Origin of the sequence: Pseudomonas brassicacearum subsp. neoaurantiaca (assembly GCF_013608025.1) — a bacterium.
Lineage (GTDB): Bacteria > Pseudomonadota > Gammaproteobacteria > Pseudomonadales > Pseudomonadaceae > Aquipseudomonas.
The window spans coordinates 246-19,246 of sequence record NZ_VDLV01000063.1 but is presented as its reverse complement, the minus strand read 5'-3'; the positions used below and the strand labels follow the sequence as shown (position 1 = coordinate 19,246).

The following is a 19,001-nucleotide window of genomic DNA, read 5'->3' as shown; positions in this document are numbered from 1 at the left end:
TGTGAACAGTCAAGCGAAGCCGGGCATGACATGCCCGACTTTATATACACTTTCATGCATTCGACGGTGCGGGCCCCATGTCAAATGACATGGGGCCTGCAGACCACGGGACATTACGAATTACGACCGCCACCGTGGCTGTTTTCCCCGCCTTTCTTACCGGCTTCAGAAGCCTTTTCCCGGTCATTGGCAAAGTTGCCACCGGAGGCTTGGCCACCTTTGCGGCCCGCTTCCGAGGCCCGTTCAGGGTCATTGGCAAAATTGCCACCCGAGGCTTGTCCGCCCTTGCGACCGGCTTCTGCGGCACGTTCCGGATCGTTGGCAAAATTGCCACCCGACATGTGGCCACCCTTACGGCCAGCCTCGGCTGCGCGTTCCGGATCGTTGGCGAAGTTGCCGCCCGATGCCTGGCCGCCTTTCTTGCCGGCTTCAGATGCTTTCTCACGATCGTTAGCGAAATTGCCAGGGTTGTTATTACCTGTATTTGCCATTTCATTCACCTCGTTAGTTGCTATTTGCGAACCCTGTTGGCTCGTACTTATTCGGAAAACATGACGCATTCAAGGTTTGAAGAAAGTTCTTCAAATGGCGACGAACGGTCGCCGCTTTATTTATATACCGCTGCGCTTGCGATGAATTGAAATTGGCTATCACCCAAGCGGCGGTTAATTGGCATCAGCAAGATGCGCAACTATGTGGGAGCGAGCCTGCTCGCGAATGCAATCTATCAGTCAATATGGGTATTGAACTTTTAACTGCTTTCGCGAGCAGGCTCGCTCCCACACTGCCTGTTCCATCCATTTAAAACAGTGCGTGTCTTTCCACGCTGTCCGCCAAGGGCCGAGTGGCGCCGGCACCCCACTGCACCGGTCTCGTCACCCCGGCCTCGCGCCGTTCCAGGAAGCCAAAACTCGCGGGCTGCCGGTGTTGTCTTGCACCACCGCACTGACCGGCTTGCGGTGTCCGGGCACCCTGTCGCCGATGCCCGGATAAAGCGATGTTCAGGGTGAAATCGGGTCGCTGGCCGGGAACGTTTCCTCCAACGCTTCATCCAGCTGGTTGTTGGTGATGTCCCTTTCGCCGACCTTGCCACTGTGCTCGCAATGGCAATCCGGCGCCGGGCACGGTTCTCCGTTGGGGTGTTGCTCGGCGCAGGCCTGACTGCAATAAGCCTCGCCGTCATGGTTGAACACCCGATCGGGATCGACATCGCAGTGGCAGCCGGGGCAGCCACACTTCAATTCGCTCATGATCCTTCTCCTGCACTGGAACTATCAGGATCCCACCAACAGTTGGACCTCAAGGTTCGCTGCCGCAACGCCATGCTTTGCCACATACACCTCGTCGGCCCAACCCTTGGTCAGGTTGCGATACGTCTGGGTGCCAAGGGCCGCGCCGCTGTCCCACTCCATGACGTCGCCAATGTCCACGTCGTTGGCGGGGCCCAGCTCGAGTACCGTGTGGCCGTCTTCTTCGGCCACGTAGACACCCACTCTCGCACTCTGTCGATTGATGGCTCTTACCTCACCGGTGGTCTGCTTCATGCCTGTCCTCTTTGCGTTTGACGGCAGGTTTGGCGCGGCCGCAATCAGCGGCCGCGCTTTTGCATCAGCGCTTGGCTTCGGTATGCGGGTTGGCCGAACGCTCGAGAAACGCCTGGGTGATTTCCGGCAGATGGTCGCGCAGCCAGTCGGCCATGGCGATTTCCTGGGGCAGGATCTGCTCGCAGGCCTTCTGGGTCTCGACATCGCCGGCCGCTTTCGCCGCCGCGATCAGCACCGTGTAGGAAGCGATCTCGAGGTTCTCGAATACGTAGCCACTCATGGCGCCCTTGACCACTTCGTCACTCATCGCCATGCCGCCCATGGCCTGACCGAACGCCATCAGCTTGCCGGCCATGTCCTTGAGCATCGACGGGCTGCCGCCCAGCCGCTGGATGCACCCTTCGACCAGTTTCTGCTGCCCGAGCGTTTCTTCGATGTGCTGTTCGATCCGAGCCTTGAGCACCGGATAATGCTCGAGGCGCTCGGCCTGGGCCTTGAGCATTTTCTCTGCTTGCTGTTCCATGGCGTGGGCGTCGTTGAGCCAATCCAGCAGGTTCTCTTTGGGGGTTGCCATTGCGTTCTCCTTATCCGTGTTCATTAGCGCAGCGCGGCGCAAGAGCGCTGAAGTACCGCACATAAGGTGGATTTCACCGGCGCTGGGAAAGTTTGAACAAACACCACGCGAGGGCGACGAAAGGCGTGGGACGAACCCGGTGCTACCCTCAACGACTCAAGGCCAGCGGAGAACCTCCATGCCCGACGATCTACACCGTGATCCGATCGACCAACTGCAGACCTATATGACCGGGCGCCGCTTCCTGGTGCTGACGGGCGCGGGCATCAGCACCCCATCGGGCATTCCCGACTACCGGGACACCGACGGTGTGCGACGGGGCCGGCAACCGATGATGTACCAGGAATTCCTCGCCCAACCGGAGGCGCGGCGACGCTATTGGGCGCGGGCGATGCTCGGATGGCCACGCATGCGCCAAGCCCGCCCGAACCAGGCGCACGAAGCCTTGGCGGCGTTACAGGCGGCGGAGCGCATCAGTGGGCTGATCACGCAGAACGTCGACGCCTTGCATGACCAGGCCGGTAGCCGGCATGTCGTCGAACTGCACGGCAGCCTGCACCGCGTGCTGTGCCTCGATTGCGGCCAGCGCAGCGAGCGCCAGCAGATCCAGGCGTTGATGGAAACCGAGAACGCCTACCTGAGCGGTGTCGATGCCATGCAGGCACCCGATGGCGACACGCTGCTGGATCCGGCGTTCGAGGCGCGTTTCCAGGTGCCGCATTGCCCGCATTGCGCCGGCGAACGCCTGAAGCCGGATGTGGTTTTTTTCGGTGAAAACGTCGCCGCGCCCACCGCGGCGCGCGCCATGCAAGCCGTCGAGCAAGCGGATGGATTGTTGGTGGTGGGCTCGTCACTGATGGCCTATTCAGCGTTTCGCCTGTGCCGCGCGATCAAGGACCAGGGCAAGCCGCTGCTGGCGATCAACCAGGGCAAGACCCGGGCTGATGAATTGTTGGATCTGAAGATCGGAATACCGTGCGAAGAACTGTTGCCGCTGATGATCTGAAGCGCCCCCCACTCCACTGTGGGAGCGAGCTTGCTCGCGATAGCAATGGGTCAGTTACATAGACGCTGACTGATACACCGCTATCGCGAGCAAGCTCGCTCCCACAGGGACAACTCATGGCACCTGAACTCATGGCGACCGCACACTCAGGTCCTGATCCTTCAACGTATCGAACAACGCCTGGGCCGCCGCCGACAGTTCGTAGCCCGGCTTGGTCAGCACGCCAATGGCCCGTTCTATCACCGGGTCGCTGAGGGTGATGCAACGGGCACCCAGCTCATGCATCTGGCCAACGCACAGGGCCGGCACCGCGCTGACGCCGAGGCCACTGGCAACCATCCGCCCGACGGTCGCCAACTGGTGGCTCTCGAACTCCACCGGCAGCTTCCAGCCTCGGGCTTGCAGATGTTCTTCCAGCATGACCCGCACGGTAGAGGGCCGTTGCAAGGTGATGAATGGCTGTTCCAGCAAGGTCTCCCACTGGATGTCGTCGCGCTGGGCCAGCGGTGAATCCAAAGGCACCACCGCAACGAAACGATCGCGGTACAACGGCGTGAATGCCAGCGACGAGCCCTGCATCGGCTCGAACGCCACGCCCAGCTCCACATGACGATCGCGGACCATTTCCAGCACCTGCTCGTTGATCACGTCGTTGACCGTGACATTGACATTCGGGAACCGTGCGCGGAAGGTCTTGAGAATCGGTGGCAGCAGGTTGCCGGCGAACGACGGCATCGCCGCCAACGTCACGCGACCGCGCTGCAAGGTAAAGCGCTGGCGCATTTCATCCTCGGCGTTGTCCCAGTCAGCCACCAGCCGACGGGCCAGCGGCAACAGGGACTCGCCTTCCGGTGTCAGTGCCACGTTGCGTGTGTTGCGACTGAACAGGCGGCCTCCCAGCCCCTCCTCCAACGCCTTGATCGTCAAGCTCAGGGCCGATTGGGAGAGGTGCAGCCGCTCGCAGGCCACGGCGAAGCTCAGGCTTTGGGCCACGGCCAGAAACGCGCGGATTTGCTTGAGGGTCATAGGTGTCGGGGCTCCTACAGGCGAACTATTGTTGAGTTTTATCAATCAATCCAACGTAAAAATCAACTTAACAAATATATGACTTGGCGCAACACTGCATCTCATTGCGACCCCACTCAAGAATAAAAGAGGTGTCTATGGCAGGTTTCGACAAACGCGTGAGTTCCTACGAAGAAGCGCTGGATGGCTTGAAGGACGGCATGACCGTCATCGCCGGCGGCTTTGGCTTGTGCGGTATTCCGGAAAACCTGATCGCCGAGATCAAGCGCAAGGGCATCCGCGATCTCACCGTGGTTTCCAACAACTGTGGCGTTGACGGCTTCGGCCTCGGCGTACTGCTGGAGGACCGGCAGATCCGCAAGGTGATCGCCTCCTACGTGGGCGAAAACGCCCTGTTCGAGAAGCAATTGCTCAGCGGTGAAATCGAAGTCGTACTCACCCCCCAAGGCACCCTCGCGGAAAAAATGCGTGCAGGCGGCGCGGGCATCCCGGCGTTCTTCACCGCAACCGGCGTCGGCACCCCCGTGGCCGAGGGCAAGGAAGTGCGTGAGTTCCATGGCCGCCAGTACCTGATGGAAGAATCCATCACCGGTGACTTTGCCATTGTCAAAGGCTGGAAAGCCGACCATTTCGGCAACGTCGTCTATCGTCACACCGCCCAGAACTTCAATCCCCTGGCCGCCACGGCGGGCAAGATCACCGTGGTGGAAGTCGAAGAAATCGTCGAGCCCGGCGAGTTGGACCCGACGCAGATCCACACCCCCGGCATCTACGTCGACCGGGTCATTTGCGGCACGTTCGAAAAGCGCATCGAACAGCGCACCGTCCGTAAGTGATCCCCTGCCCCCCGGCCCGAATGAAGGAATGACACCATGGCACTTTCCCGCGAACAAATGGCTCAGCGCGTCGCCCGCGAAATGCAAGACGGCTACTACGTGAACCTCGGCATCGGCATCCCGACCCTGGTCGCCAACTACATTCCCGAAGGCATGGAAGTCATGCTGCAATCGGAAAACGGCTTGCTCGGCATGGGTGCATTCCCTACCGAAGCCGAAGTCGACGCCGACATGATCAACGCCGGCAAGCAGACGGTCACCGCCCGCATCGGCGCATCGATCTTCTCTTCGGCCGAATCGTTCGCGATGATCCGTGGCGGCCACATCGACCTGACCGTGCTCGGCGCGTTCGAGGTAGACGTCGAAGGCAACATCGCCTCGTGGATGATCCCCGGCAAGCTCGTCAAGGGCATGGGCGGCGCGATGGACCTGGTGGCCGGCGCCGAGAACATTATCGTCACCATGACCCACGCGTCCAAGGACGGCGAGTCCAAACTGCTGCCCCGTTGCAGCCTGCCGCTGACCGGCGCCGGTTGCATCAAGCGCGTGCTGACCGACCTGGCCTACCTGGAAATCCAGGATGGCGCCTTTATTCTCAAGGAACGCGCCCCGGGCGTCAGCGTCGAGGAAATCGTCGCCAAGACCGCCGGCAAACTGATCGTGCCGGACCACGTTCCTGAAATGCAGTTCGCTGCCCAGTGAGGAGAGATTCGATGCAAGAAGTCGTGATTGTCGCCGCCACCCGCACCGCCATCGGCAGTTTCCAGGGTTCGCTGGCGTCCATTCCCGCGCCGGAACTCGGTGCCGCAGTGATTCGTCGCCTGCTGGAACAGACCGGCCTGGCCGGCGAGCAAGTCGATGAAGTGATCCTTGGCCAAGTGCTGACCGCAGGCTCCGGGCAGAACCCGGCGCGCCAGGCGTCGATCCTCGCCGGCCTGCCCCACGCCGTGCCGGCGCTGACCTTGAACAAGGTCTGCGGTTCGGGCCTCAAGGCGCTGCACCTGGGCGCCCAGGCGATTCGCTGTGGCGACGCCGACGTGATCATCGCCGGCGGCATGGAAAACATGAGCCTCGCCCCCTACGTATTGCCAGCCGCCCGCACCGGCCTGCGCATGGGCCACGCGAAGATGATCGACAGCATGATCACCGACGGCTTGTGGGATGCGTTCAACGATTACCACATGGGCATCACTGCCGAGAACCTGGTGGACAAGTACGGCATCAGCCGCGAGGCGCAGGACGCCTTCGCCGCCGCGTCCCAGCAGAAAGCCGTTGCCGCCATCGAAGGCGGCCGCTTCGCCGATGAGATCACGCCGATCCTGATTCCCCAGCGCAAGGGCGACCCCGTGGCCTTCGCCACCGACGAACAACCGCGCGCCGGCACCACCGCCGAATCCCTGGGCAAGCTCAAGCCGGCGTTCAAGAAAGACGGCAGCGTCACGGCGGGCAATGCGTCCTCGCTGAACGATGGCGCTGCCGCGGTGATCCTGATGAGTGCGGAAAAAGCCAAGGCATTGGGTTTGCCAGTGCTGGCAAAAATCAGCGCCTACGCCAACGCGGGTGTCGACCCGGCGATCATGGGCATTGGCCCGGTCTCGGCCACCCGCCGCTGCCTGGACAAGGCTGGCTGGTCGCTGGACCAACTGGACCTGATCGAAGCCAACGAAGCCTTCGCCGCCCAATCCCTGGCCGTCGCCAAGGAACTGGAATGGGACATGGACAAGGTCAACGTCAACGGCGGCGCCATCGCCTTGGGCCACCCGATCGGGGCTTCGGGCTGCCGGGTGCTGGTGACGCTGCTGCATGAAATGATCAAGCGCGACGCCAAGAAAGGCCTCGCGACACTCTGCATCGGTGGCGGCCAGGGCGTGGCCCTCGCGCTGGAACGCGCGTAACCGACAACAGGCACAACGGTGGTCGCATGGACCCACGACATCCGCGCGACCACTGGCACCACCACCGGCGCAACCTTGGTTGCGCCGGTTTTTTAATGCCTACTGATTTTCTTTAAATCTTGCTGGCCCCTTCGCGAGCAGGCTCGCTCCCACAGGGTTCTGTGGTGGTTGCAGAACTCAAGAAAAAGTCAGATCCATTATGGGAGCGAGCCTGCTCCGGGCGGCGATCCGACGAAGACGGTGGCTCAGCCAAAGAGACTGGTCAGCTCCCCGCGCCAAACCGATCGCGGCTGTTGGTCAGGTGCAGCCACATGGCCGCGCGGGCGGCGTCGGGGTCCTGGCGCTTGATGGCGTTGAAGATCGCTTCGTGTTCCAGGTTGGCAAACTGCGCGAGCCTGCCCAGGTCCGCCTGGCCGCGCTCGGCCATGTTCACCCTGGTGCGGGGAATCATTGCGCTGCCCAGGTGCTGCATGATCTCGACAAAACAGCTGTTGGCCGTGGCTTCGGCAATCAGCAGATGAAAACGCCGGTCAGCCTCGACGCAGCTGTCGTTGTTGCTGAGCAAGCGCTGGTAATCATCCAACGCCTGACGCATCTGCTGCAATTGCTCTTCGCTGCGGCGCTGGGCCGCCAATGCGGCCGCCTGGGTCTCCAGGCCCAGGCGCAGTTCCAGAATGCCCCGGACGCCCGCCGCGGTATCGACGTTGAGCCGCAACCCTTGCTCGCCATTCGGCTCCAGCACAAAGGTGCCGATGCCGTGGCGAGTCTCCACCAGCCCCGACGCCTGCAACTTGGAAATCGCCTCGCGCACTACCGTGCGGCTGACCCCATGCTCGCGCACGATGGCACCTTCGGATGGCAGCTTTTCCCCCGGCTTCAACTGCCCGAGCAGAATGCTCTGGCTCAACTTCGCCACCAGGTCATGGGCCAGATTGTGGGTGCGCTTGCGCAGGGGCGTTTCGGTGTCTTGCTGCATGTGCCGGGTTCCTTGAAGACAGGCTTGTCGATCCTATCACTGGCCGCGTCGGAAGTGCTCCATTCACAGACGCCAACTTGTATGACAACACTCAATCAAAGCGCTATTTTCTACCAAAAATCGGGCTAAGCACCACACAACATCATCGGCGCCGCTCCTTCTCGCAAAAGTCATAAATCCAATACCGGCCAATGAACACGGTATTAAAAACCTTAACCGTCCATCCAGCAGCACTCAAAAACAGCTTGTCATACAAAAAAATCAACTTGTATGATGTCTATCAACATCGACACCTGCACGATGCCCCGCATAAAAATAACGAGTGGGAGAAAAATCAGTGAACACCTCCAGCCTCAAGGCGAATGCCGGCGTGGATCCGGTGCTGCAATCGGCCATCTCCAAGGTCAAGCGCCACATCCTGCCGCTGTTCGTCATCATGTTCATCGTCAACTACATCGACCGCGTGAACATCGGCTTCGTCCGCGCCCACATGGAGCACGACCTGGGCATCGGCGCAGCCGCATACGGCTTCGGCGCCGGCCTGTTCTTCATCGGCTACGCGCTGTTCGAAGTCCCTTCCAACATCCTCCTGCAACGCATCGGCGCCCGAATCTGGCTGACGCGCATCATGCTCACCTGGGGCCTGGTGGCGGCGGGCATGGCCTTCATCCAGAACGAAACCCACTTCTACATCCTGCGCTTCCTGCTGGGTGTGGCCGAGGCCGGTTTCTTCCCTGGCGTGATCTACTATTTCACCCGTTGGTTGCCCGGGGTCGAGCGCGGCAAGGCCATTGCCATTTTCCTAAGCGGCTCGGCGATCGCTTCGCTGATTTCCGGCCCGTTGTCGGGGCTGCTCCTACAGATCAACGGCATGGGCCTGCACGGTTGGCAGTGGATGTACTTCATCGAAGGGATGTTCTCCGTCGGCCTGTGCTTCTTCGTCTGGTTCTGGCTGGACTCCAAGCCCCACGACGCCAAGTGGCTGGACCGCGCCGAGCAGGACGCGCTGGTCAAGGCCATCGACGATGAACAGGCCGCCCGCGAAGCCGCGACACCGATCAAGCTGTCCATCGGCCAACTGCTCAAGGACCGCCAGATCATCCTGTTCTGCCTGATCTATTTCTTCATTCAATTGACGATCTATGCCGCGACCTTCTGGCTGCCGAGCATCATCAAGAAGATGGGCGAATTGAGCGACCTCCAAGTGGGACTGTTCAATTCGATTCCCTGGTTACTGTCGATCGTCGGCATGTACGCCTTCGCCTCGCTGTCAGCCAAGTGGAAATTCCAACAGGCCTGGGTCGCCGCGGCCCTGTTGATCGCTGCGGCGGGCATGTTCATGTCCACCACTGGCGGGCCGATCTTCGCCTTCGTCGCGATCTGCTTCGCAGCCCTGGGTTTCAAGTCGGCTTCCTCGCTGTTCTGGCCGATTCCCCAGGCCTACCTGGACGCACGCATCGCTGCCGGCGTGATCGCGCTGATCAACTCGGTGGGCAACCTCGGCGGCTTCGTTGCCCCGACCACCTTCGGCTTGCTGGAGCAGCACACCGGCTCGATCCAGGGCGGCCTGTATGGCCTCGCAGCCACGTCGATCATCGCCGCGATCATTGTTTTCGCCGCACGCAATACACCCAAGCCGAAAACCGTCACGACCTCCGCTGACCCGGTCACCAGCCATGCCTGACCACAACAATAATCAAGGATACATACACGATGACTACGCCAGAAACCAGCAAAGCCCCGATCATCACCAGCATGCAAGTCGTGCCCGTGGCCGGCCATGACGGCATGCTGCTGAACCTCAGCGGCGCCCATGGCCCGTTCTTCACCCGCAACATCGTCATCCTCAAGGACAACGCCGGGCACACCGGCGTGGGCGAAGTACCCGGCGGCGAGCGCATTCGCCAGACCCTGGAAGATGCCCGTTCGCTGGTGGTCGGCAGTCCCATCGGCACCTACCAGAAGATTCTCAACAGCGTGCGCCAGGCCTTCGCCGACCGCGACGCTGGCGGCCGTGGCCTGCAAACGTTCGACTTGCGTATCACCATCCACGCCGTCACTGGCCTGGAAGCTGCGTTGCTGGATCTGCTCGGCCAGCATCTGGATGTCCCGGTCGCCGCCCTGCTCGGCGAGGGCCAGCAGCGCGACGAAGTGAAGATGCTCGGCTATCTGTTTTATGTCGGTGATCGCCAGCAGACCGACCTGCCCTACCGCAGCGAACCGGACGCCGATAACGACTGGTTCCGCGTGCGCCACGAAAAAGCCCTGGACGCCGACTCGGTGGTACGCCTGGCCGAAGCAGCCCACGCGCACTACGGTTTCCAGGATTTCAAGCTCAAGGGCGGCGTGCTCAAGGGCGACGAGGAAATCGAAGCGGTGACGGCATTGGCCGAACGCTTTCCCCAGGCGCGTATCACCCTGGACCCCAACGGCGCCTGGTCACTCAAGGAAGCGATCCGCTTGTGCCGCGACCAGCACAAGGTGCTGGCGTACGCCGAGGACCCTTGCGGGGCGGAGAATGGCTATTCGGGTCGCGAAGTCATGGCCGAGTTCCGTCGCGCCACCGGCCTCAAGACCGCCACCAACATGATTGCTACCGACTGGCGCGAAATGGGTCATGCGATCACCTTGCAGTCAGTGGATATTCCATTGGCCGACCCGCACTTCTGGACGATGCAGGGTTCGGTACGTGTGGCGCAGATGTGCAACGAATGGGGCCTGACCTGGGGCTCGCATTCCAACAACCACTTCGACATTTCCCTGGCGATGTTCACCCACGTCGCGGCCGCCGCACCAGGCGACATCACCGCCATCGACACCCACTGGATCTGGCAGGACGGCCAACGGTTGACCAAGGCGCCATTGCAGATCAAGGGCGGTTGCGTGCAAGTGCCGAAGAAACCTGGGCTGGGGATCGAGTTGGACATGGACCAGTTGGCCAAGGCTCATGAGTTGTACAAAGGCATGGGGCTCGGGGCGCGGGACGACTCGGTGGCGATGCAGTACCTGATCCCGGGCTGGACGTTCAACAACAAGCAGCCGTGCCTGGTTCGCTGACCACCAAAACTTTGACCCTGTGGGAGCGAGCTTGCTCGCGATAGCGGAGTGTCTGTCAGCACTATTGTGACCGACTGACCGCCATCGCGAGCAAGCTCGCTCCCACATTGGATCTGAGTCTGGGCCTACCCTTCCGGCCGCAGAATCAACACCGCCAGCGGCGGCAGGTTCAGTTCCAGCGACAGCGCCTGGCCGTGGCTGGGGATCGCCTCGGTGGAAGCGCCACCGCCATTGCCGTAATTCGATCCGGCGTAGGTGTCGGCATCGCTGTTGAGCAGTTCCACCCAGCGCCCGCCAAACGGCACGCCGACCCGATACGCCTCGCGCGGCACCGGCGTGAAGTTGGCGACAACCAGCACCGGCCGACCGTCCTTGCTCCAGCGCAACCACGCATAGACGCTGTTGAGCGCGTCGTCGCCAATCAGCCATTGGAAGCCTTGAGGCGCGTCGTCCTGATCGTGCAGCGCCGGCTCTTCGCGATACAACCGGTTCAGGTCGCTCACCAGTTTCTGCACGCCCCTGTGCTCGGGATATTGCAGCAGGTACCAGTCCAATTGCTGGTCATGGTTCCACTCGCGCCATTGGCCGAACTCGCAGCCCATGAACAGCAATTTCTTGCCCGGATGGCCCCACATGAAACTCAGATAGGCCCGCAGGTTGGCGAATTTCTGCCAGCGGTCGCCGGGCATTTTGTCGATCAGCGAGCGTTTGCCATGGACCACCTCATCGTGGGAAATCGGCAGGACAAACCGCTCGGACCAGGCGTACACCAGGCCAAAACTGAGCTCGTTGTGATGGTGGGCGCGGTACACCGGATCCTGCTGGATGTAATGCAGCGAATCGTGCATCCAACCCATGTTCCATTTATAGGCGAAACCCAGGCCGCCCTGCTGCGTGCTCTGGCTGACACCGGGCCAGGCGGTGGATTCCTCGGCGATGACCAGCGCGCCCGGGGTTTCCAGCGCGACCACGTCGTTGAGATGCCGCAAGAAGTCGATGGCTTCGAGATTCTCCCGTCCGCCGTGGCGGTTAGGCACCCATTCGCCGGCCTTGCGCGAATAGTCGCGATACAGCATCGAGGCCACGGCATCCACCCGCAGGCCGTCGACGTGGAAATGCTTGAGCCAGTGCAACGCCGACGCCAGCATGAAACCGTGGACTTCGGTGCGCCCGAGGTTGTAGATCAGCGTGTCCCAATCCTGGTGGAAACCTTCCAGCGGGTTGCCGTATTCATACAGCGCGGTGCCATCAAACTGGGCCAGGCCGTGGGTGTCGGTGGGAAAGTGCGCGGGCACCCAGTCCAGGATCACGCCAATATCGGCCTTATGACAGGCGTTGACGAACGCGGCGAAATCATCGGGCGAGCCAAAACGCGCCGTGGGCGCAAATTGCGACAGCGGCTGATAGCCCCACGAGCCACCGAACGGGTGTTCCATGATCGGCATCAGCTCGATGTGAGTGAAGCCCAGGTCCTTGACGTAGGGAATCAACCGCTCAGCCAGTTCATGCCAGTTGAATTGCCGGGAGACCTCGCCCGCCTCGTCGATCTCGCATTGCCAGGAGCCGGCGTGCAGTTCATAGATCGACAGCGGCGCGCCCGGTAGTTGGCGTTCACGACGGCTTTGCATCCACTCGTCGTCGTGCCATTCGATTTTCAGTGGCGAGGCAACCTTGGACGCCGTATCGGGCGGCATCTGCGTGGCCAGGGCCACCGGGTCGGCCTTGAGCGGCAGGATGCCGTGGGCGCCGAGGATTTCATATTTGTAGCCTTCGCCGGGCCCGAGCCTTGGGATGAATATCTCCCACACGCCGGATGGATAACGGATGCGCATCGGATGCCGGCGCCCGTCCCAGACGTTGAAGTCACCCACCACCGACACCCGGCGCGCATTCGGCGCCCAGACAGCAAAGCGCACGCCATCGATGCCATCCACTGTCTTCAATTGCGCGCCAAGGCAAGCGCTAAGGTCGCGGTGATTGCCCTCGGCAAACAGGTAGAGATCCATTTCCCCCAGCAGCGGACCGAAGCTGTACGGATCCTCTGCGACCTGCTCGCCGCCGGCCCAACGGGTGCGCAACAGATATGGCTGGGCACGGTCGAAATGGCCGACAAACAAACCCGGGGTTTCGGTAATCTGCAACTCGCCGAGTTCTTCGCCGCCATCACGGGCGAGCACATGCACGCTCAGCGCACCGGGCAGGTACGCCCGGATGAATTGCCCGCCCGCCCCGTCTCCATGGGGGCCCAGGATCGAAAACGGATCGTGGTGTTCGGCGCGCACCAGCGCGTCGATGTCATGGGGGGCTGGCAGCAGTGACTCTTTGGCCTGCCCCTGTGATTCCTTGTTCGAGACACTCATGATTCTCTCCACTAAATCGGTCCGGCTAAATTGGAAAAGGGTTGCAGCCCGCTAAATAGCCCGTACAGGCCGTGCAACGGCACGGGCAGCCAGGCAGGGCGATTCTCGGCTTCATAAGCCACTTCATAGGCCGCCTTCTCCAGGCCGAACAACGCCAGCGCGGCGTCTTCGCCTTCAGCATCCTTCCACTCATGGGCAAGACTAGCTGCCGCCAGCCGATATGCCTGGACAAATGCCTCGCGCGCCTCGATCAGATAGCGGTCGGCGACCCGTTTGCGCGCCGCATCGGCATCCGCCGTGCTGTCGACGGTATGCAACTGGACCGCCATCGCCGCCGCGTAATCGAAGGAGCGCAACACCCCGCTGACGTCCTTGTACGGGCTGTGTTTACCACGTCGCTCGTGCAGCGGCCGCGCCGGCTCGCCTTCGAAGTCGATCAGGTAGGCATCGCCCTTGATCACCAGCACCTGCCCCAAATGCAAGTCGCCATGAACCCGGATCCGCAAGCCGCCAGCGGCCTTGCCGGCCAGTTCCTGGACATGGGCCAGCACGGTTTTCCTATGTTCCAACAAGCGTGCGACCATCGCCTGGTCCGCAGGGTTCAATTGGTCCTGGTTCTGCTTGAGCAGGCGCAAGGCGTTTTCCACCTGGGCGGCGACGTCCTTGCCGATGGCCTGGGCCTCCTTGGCGCTGGTGGGCTGCGGCGCGAAGTCCGGATTGTCGGTGGGCTGGGCGAGCACTTTGTGCATTTCCCCAAGGCGCTGGCCGAGCATGCCGGCGAAGTCCTTCAGTTCGCCCAGGGCGTTGTAGTGCTGCTCCTGCTCGGACACGGCATCCGCCAGCTCGTCGCGCAACGCCCGTTCGAGGTTGTTCTGGGTCCATTCCCACGCGTCGCCCTGATTGCTCAGGTAGCCTTGGGCAATCATCAGCAAGGCATCTTCGCCTTGGCCGTCGCGGCGGATCACCGAACCCAGCAGCGGCGAGATATTGCTGAAGCCCGCAGCGGTCAGGTAAGCGCTCATCTCAAGTTCCGGGTGCACGCCGGACGCGACCTTGCGGATCAACTTGAGCACCAGGCTGCCGCCCACCACCACCGAACTGTTCGACTGCTCGGCGGACAGGTAGCGCACCTCGGGCTCGGCACCCAAATTCAGCGCCGCCAGGCCCTCGGTGGGTTCGAAGCGCAACTCGCCATCGGCGCACGGCAATACCGTGTTGGCCTGGATACTTTGGAGCACGGCCCGAATGAAATTTTCCAGGGTGAACGCATCGGTGATCAAACCGACCTGGCGACCGCGGCGGACCCGCGACAGGGCCAATTGCTGGGGCAGCGCGGCGCCGACCTGATCCTCGGCCAACAGGCCGAACGGCAATTGATAACGCAGGGTCTGGCCACCGCTGGTCACGTCGATCTCGCTCAGCAACACGGGATGTTGCGGATCACCGAAGCGCACGCCGTAGACGATATCGACCTTCTCGATGGCGCTGTCCTTGCCGGCAAACCAGCGGCGGTGCTGCAACCAGTTCGGCAGGATGCCCTGCTCCAACGTGGTACGCGACGGCGCCTCGAGCAATTCTTCCAGGCGCTTTTTCAGCACCAGCGTCGTGAAGTCCGGCAGGCTCTGGGCCGGCTCGACGTGCCAGCTCGGCATCTGGTTTTCCGCCGCCAGGGCGAACCAGTAGAAACCGTACGGTGCCAGGGTCAGCAGGAAATTCAACTGGCCGATGGGCGGAAACGCATTGCCGCCGAGCATTTCCACCGGGACCATGCCGGCGTAGGCCGACAAGTCCAGTTCGGCCGCCTGGGCGCTGCGCGACACGTTGGCCACGCAGAGGATGATTTCATGCTTGCCGTCCGGGCCGGTGTATTCGCGGGTATACGCCAGGATCCGCCGGTTGCTCGGCGACAGCATCTTCAACGTGCCCCGGCCGAAGGCCTTGGATTGCTTGCGCACGGCGAGCATGCGGCGGGTCCAGTTGAGCAACGAATGAGGGTCGCCGGACTGGGTCTCGACGTTCACCGACAGATAGCCGTACAGCGGGTCCATGATCGGAGGCAACACCAGGCTCGCCGGGTCGGCACGGGAAAAACCGCCGTTGCGGTCGATGGACCACTGCATCGGCGTGCGCACGCCGTCGCGGTCGCCCAAATAGATGTTGTCGCCCATGCCGATCTCATCGCCGTAATACAAGGTCGGCGTGCCGGGCATCGACAGCAGCAGGCTGTTGAGCAGTTCCACCCGGCGGCGGTCGCGCTCCATCAGCGGCGCCAGGCGCCGGCGAATACCAAGGTTGATCCGCGCGCGGCGGTCGGCGGCGTAGTAATTCCACAGGTAGTCGCGCTCTTTGTCGGTGACCATTTCCAGGGTCAACTCATCATGGTTGCGCAGGAAAATCGCCCACTGGCAGTTGGCTGGAATCTCCGGTGTCTGGCGCAAGATGTCGGTGATGGGAAAGCGGTCTTCCTGGGCAAGCGCCATGTACATGCGCGGCATCAGCGGGAAGTGGAACGCCATGTGGCACTCATCACCATTGAGGCCCTGGGCATCGACGTCACCAAAATACAGCTGGGTGTCTTCCGGCCACTGGTTGGCCTCGGCCAGCAGCATGCGGTCGGGGTAATTGGCGTCGATTTCGGCGCGGATCAGCTTGAGGACGTCGTGGGTCTCGGGCAGGTTTTCGTTATTGGTGCCATCGCGTTCGATCAGGTACGGGATCGCGTCCAGACGCAGGCCATCGATGCCCATGTCGAGCCAGTAGCGCATCACCGACAGCACGGCCTTGATCACCTGCGGGTTGTCGAAATTGAGGTCTGGCTGGTGGGAATAGAAGCGGTGCCAGAAGTACTGGCCGGCCACTGGGTCCCAAGTCCAATTGGACTTTTCGGTGTCGAGGAAAATGATCCGCGTGCCGTCGTATTTGTGGTCGTCATCGGACCAAACGTAGAAATCCCGCGCGCTGGAGCCTTTCTTGGCCTTGCGCGCCCGTTGGAACCAGGGGTGCTGGTCGGAGGTGTGGTTGATGACCAGCTCGGTGATCACCCGCAGGTTGCGCTTGTGGGCTTCGGCAATGAAACGCCGCGCGTCGGCCATGGTGCCGTAGTCAGGGCTGACTCCGCGATATTCGGCAATGTCGTAGCCGTCATCGCGCCGGGGCGAAGGATAGAACGGCAGGAGCCAGATGGTGTTGACGCCCAGGTCGGCGATGTAGTCGAGCTTCTCGATCAGGCCCGGAAAATCGCCGATACCGTCGTTGTTGGAGTCGAAATAGGATTTTACGTGGACTTGATAGATCACCGCGTCCTTGTACCAGAGCGGGTCCTTGATGAACGTGGCAGACCGGGGTTTCTTGGCCATTTGCAACTCCTGAAAATTCGATAAAACCGCGGGTCTTGTTTTGTGATCAGGCCTTTTGTGGCGAGGGGATTTATCCCCGCTGGGTTGCGAAGCGACCCCATGAAACAAGCCCGACCTATCGGGTAGGCGGCGTTAAAGCTTTCGGGGCTGCTTCGCATCCCAACGGGGATAAATCCCCTCGCCACAGCAAGCTCCCTCGCCACAAAAGCACTTCATCCGCTCACTTTTGTTTTATGCGACGCTGATCCGCCAGATCCCGAACGGCTGGTACGCCGGGTCGATACGCATGAACTGGTACTTGCCATACCAGGTCCAGCGGTGACCGTTCATCAAATCCTCGCCCTGGGTCTGGGCGTCGTCGGGCAGGCCCATCTCCCACAGCGGCAGCTCGAAATTGGCTTCCTGGACGTTATGCGGATCGAGGCTCACGGCCACCAGGATGAAGTTGCTGCCATCCGGCGTGCGCTTGCCGAAGTACAGGATGTTGTCGTTCCAGGCGTTGTAGATCTTCAGGCCCAAGTGCGTATGCAGCGCCGGGTTTTGCCGGCGGATTCGGTTGAGCTGGGCGATCTCGGCGATGATGTTGCCCGGCGCGGTGAAATCCCGAGGACGGATTTCGTATTTCTCCGAATCGAGGTATTCCTCCTTGCCTGGCACTGGCGCCGATTCGCACAATTCAAAGCCCGAGTACATGCCCCACAGCCCCGAGCCCATAGTCGCCAGCGCCGCGCGGATCAGAAAACCCGCACGCCCCGACTCATGCAGGAACGCCGGGTTGATGTCCGGCGTGTTGACGAAGAAATTCGGCCGGTAGCATTCACGCCATGGCGATTCATTGAGTTCGCTGAAATACGTCGCCAGCTCGGCCTTGGTGTTGCGCCAGGTGAAATACGTGTAGCTCTGGGAATAACCGACCTTGCCCAGCCGCGCCATCATCGCCGGCGTAGTGAACGCTTCCGCGAGGAAGATCACTTCCGGGTGTTGGGCGCGTACGTCGGCGATCAGCCACTGCCAGAACGGCAACGGCTTGGTGTGAGGATTATCGACACGGAAGATCTTCACCCCTTCGTTGACCCAACCGACGACGATATCCCGCAGCTCTATCCAGAGACTGGGGATGGCATCGGCGGCATAGAAATCGACGTTGACGATGTCCTGGTATTTCTTCGGCGGGTTCTCGGCGTATTTGATCGTGCCGTCCGGCCGCCAACTGAACCAGCCCGGATGCTGCTTGAGCCAAGGGTGGTCCTGGGAACACTGGATGGCGAAGTCCAGGGCGATCTCCAGGCCGTGGTCGGCGGCAGCGGCGACCAGGCGACGAAAATCTTCGCGAGTGCCCAACTGTGGGTGAATCGCTTCGTGTCCGCCCTCCTCGCTGCCGATGGCATAAGGGCTGCCCGGATCGTCCGGACCGGCGGTGAGGGAATTGTTCGGGCCTTTGCGGAAGCTGCGGCCGATCGGATGGATCGGCGGGAAATACAACACGTCAAAACCCATGTCCTGGATCACCGACAAGCGTGAGTGCACGTCGTTGAACGTGCCGTGGCGCTTGGGATCGTCGGTGATCGAGCGCGGAAACAGCTCGTACCAACTGGCGAACTCGGCCCGCTCGCGCTCCACATCCAACGGATATTCGGGGCTGATGCTCAGGTAGGGCCGATGATCGGCCAGGGACATCAGGTCGGCGCTGCGCGGCGCGAGGAACAACGTCACCTGTTCCTGCGGCAGCAGGCTCGAAAGTTCATGGTGCAACGCCGTCAGCTGTTCACTCAATTCGCCGTCGCTGCGTTCAGCGGCCTGTTGCACATGATTGCGGCCTTCCTGCAGCTCCAGGCTGATGGGCACCCCGGCGGCGTATTTTTTTTCCAGCTCATAGCGGAAGCTGGCGAACTGGTCGAACCACGCCTCGATGCAGAACACATAGCGTCCCACGGCCGGCACAGTGAACTGACCGCGCCAGCCGTTATTGCCCAGCTCGGTCATCACCTCGCTGTTCCAGATATCATCGTCCAGCGCCCGCCAGCGAATTCGCACCGCCAACTTGTCGTGGCCATCGGCGAACACTTTGCTGGTCACCGTCACGTCCTGCCCGGCCAGGGCCTTGGCGGCGAACTGCCCGCCGTCGATCACCGGCATGGTGTCTTCAATCGCAATACGCGGCAACAACAAGGCCTGGGACAACGGCAAATGCGGGTTGTACACCAAGTCGGTCGGCTGTTCGGCAGTCATCGAGCATCGCTCCTTTTACTACGCCCCATGGACGCGCTTGTGGCGGTAAAGGCCCAACGGGTCCCTGATTAAACTCACTTAAGCTCCGAACCGGACCGGCGACTAAAAGTTCAGCGGGATTTGCTGGCCGGCACCGGGGAAT

Annotated in this window: 15 protein-coding genes; 6 read left to right on the top strand and 9 right to left on the bottom strand. The window is 61.6% G+C overall.

Going from position 1 to position 19,001, the window contains the following annotated elements; translation table 11 throughout:
• Positions 1–113: 113 nt before the first annotated feature.
• The 4 genes from FHK92_RS25955 to FHK92_RS25940 form a co-directional block, all read right to left on the bottom strand.
• Entirely contained in the window at positions 114–491 is a 378-nt protein-coding gene (locus tag FHK92_RS25955) for a con-10 family general stress protein (protein ID WP_033864476.1), read from the bottom strand.
• 510 nt (positions 492–1,001) lie between these two features.
• Positions 1,002–1,250 (bottom strand): metallothionein, encoded by a 249-nt coding sequence (locus tag FHK92_RS25950; protein ID WP_030139702.1) that lies wholly within the window; start codon positions 1,248–1,250, stop codon positions 1,002–1,004.
• A 24-nt stretch (positions 1,251–1,274) separates the two neighbouring features.
• On the bottom strand, positions 1,275–1,544 hold the full coding sequence (locus FHK92_RS25945; protein WP_181290640.1) for a hypothetical protein: 270 nt from the start codon (positions 1,542–1,544) through the stop codon (positions 1,275–1,277).
• 64 nt (positions 1,545–1,608) lie between these two features.
• Positions 1,609–2,118 carry a ferritin-like domain-containing protein gene (locus FHK92_RS25940; protein WP_030139700.1) on the bottom strand — a complete coding sequence of 170 codons (510 nt, stop codon included), beginning with the start codon at positions 2,116–2,118 and terminating at the stop codon, positions 1,609–1,611.
• A 178-nt stretch (positions 2,119–2,296) separates the two neighbouring features.
• Here FHK92_RS25940 and FHK92_RS25935 point away from each other — a divergent pair, with 178 nt between their 5' ends.
• Positions 2,297–3,124 (top strand): NAD-dependent protein deacetylase, encoded by an 828-nt coding sequence (locus FHK92_RS25935; protein ID WP_181290639.1) that lies wholly within the window; start codon positions 2,297–2,299, stop codon positions 3,122–3,124.
• Between the two features lie 129 nt (positions 3,125–3,253).
• Here the strand turns inward: FHK92_RS25935 and FHK92_RS25930 are convergent, their stop codons facing one another.
• The gene (locus FHK92_RS25930; protein ID WP_181290638.1) at positions 3,254–4,150 is read right to left on the bottom strand and encodes a LysR family transcriptional regulator; all 897 of its coding nucleotides are present in this window, start codon (positions 4,148–4,150) and stop codon (positions 3,254–3,256) included.
• 137 nt (positions 4,151–4,287) lie between these two features.
• Here FHK92_RS25930 and FHK92_RS25925 point away from each other — a divergent pair, with 137 nt between their 5' ends.
• Genes FHK92_RS25925 through FHK92_RS25915 form a run of 3 tightly spaced genes read left to right on the top strand, consistent with a single transcriptional unit; the run spans position 4,288 to position 6,881 of the window.
• Positions 4,288–4,986: a CoA transferase subunit A gene (locus FHK92_RS25925; RefSeq protein WP_181290637.1), complete on the top strand. Its 699-nt coding sequence runs from the start codon at positions 4,288–4,290 to the stop codon at positions 4,984–4,986.
• A gap of 36 nt (positions 4,987–5,022) precedes the next feature.
• Entirely contained in the window at positions 5,023–5,688 is a 666-nt protein-coding gene (locus FHK92_RS25920; RefSeq protein ID WP_003180355.1) for a CoA transferase subunit B, read from the top strand.
• An 11-nt stretch (positions 5,689–5,699) separates the two neighbouring features.
• A complete protein-coding gene (locus tag FHK92_RS25915) occupies positions 5,700–6,881 on the top strand; it encodes an acetyl-CoA C-acetyltransferase (protein ID WP_181290636.1) in 1,182 nt (393 codons plus the stop codon).
• A gap of 262 nt (positions 6,882–7,143) precedes the next feature.
• On the opposite strand, the gene FHK92_RS25910 is transcribed toward FHK92_RS25915, so the two are convergent.
• A complete protein-coding gene (locus FHK92_RS25910) occupies positions 7,144–7,857 on the bottom strand; it encodes a FadR/GntR family transcriptional regulator (protein ID WP_181290635.1) in 714 nt (237 codons plus the stop codon).
• A 337-nt stretch (positions 7,858–8,194) separates the two neighbouring features.
• Here FHK92_RS25910 and FHK92_RS25905 point away from each other — a divergent pair, with 337 nt between their 5' ends.
• Positions 8,195–9,541, top strand: a complete 1,347-nt coding sequence (locus FHK92_RS25905) for an MFS transporter (protein ID WP_181290634.1) — start codon at positions 8,195–8,197, stop codon at positions 9,539–9,541.
• A 29-nt stretch (positions 9,542–9,570) separates the two neighbouring features.
• Positions 9,571–10,914 (top strand): glucarate dehydratase, encoded by a 1,344-nt coding sequence (gene gudD / locus FHK92_RS25900; RefSeq protein WP_181290633.1) that lies wholly within the window; start codon positions 9,571–9,573, stop codon positions 10,912–10,914.
• A 125-nt stretch (positions 10,915–11,039) separates the two neighbouring features.
• Here the strand turns inward: gudD and glgB are convergent, their stop codons facing one another.
• The 3 genes from glgB to FHK92_RS25885 form a co-directional block, all read right to left on the bottom strand.
• Positions 11,040–13,274: a 1,4-alpha-glucan branching protein GlgB gene (glgB, locus tag FHK92_RS25895; RefSeq protein WP_181290632.1), complete on the bottom strand. Its 2,235-nt coding sequence runs from the start codon at positions 13,272–13,274 to the stop codon at positions 11,040–11,042.
• Positions 13,275–13,285: 11 nt separating this feature from the next.
• Positions 13,286–16,630 (bottom strand): maltose alpha-D-glucosyltransferase, encoded by a 3,345-nt coding sequence (gene treS / locus FHK92_RS25890; RefSeq protein ID WP_181290631.1) that lies wholly within the window; start codon positions 16,628–16,630, stop codon positions 13,286–13,288.
• A 231-nt stretch (positions 16,631–16,861) separates the two neighbouring features.
• A complete protein-coding gene (locus FHK92_RS25885; RefSeq protein WP_181290630.1) occupies positions 16,862–18,859 on the bottom strand; it encodes an alpha-1,4-glucan--maltose-1-phosphate maltosyltransferase in 1,998 nt (665 codons plus the stop codon).
• Positions 18,860–19,001: the final 142 nt, after the last annotated feature.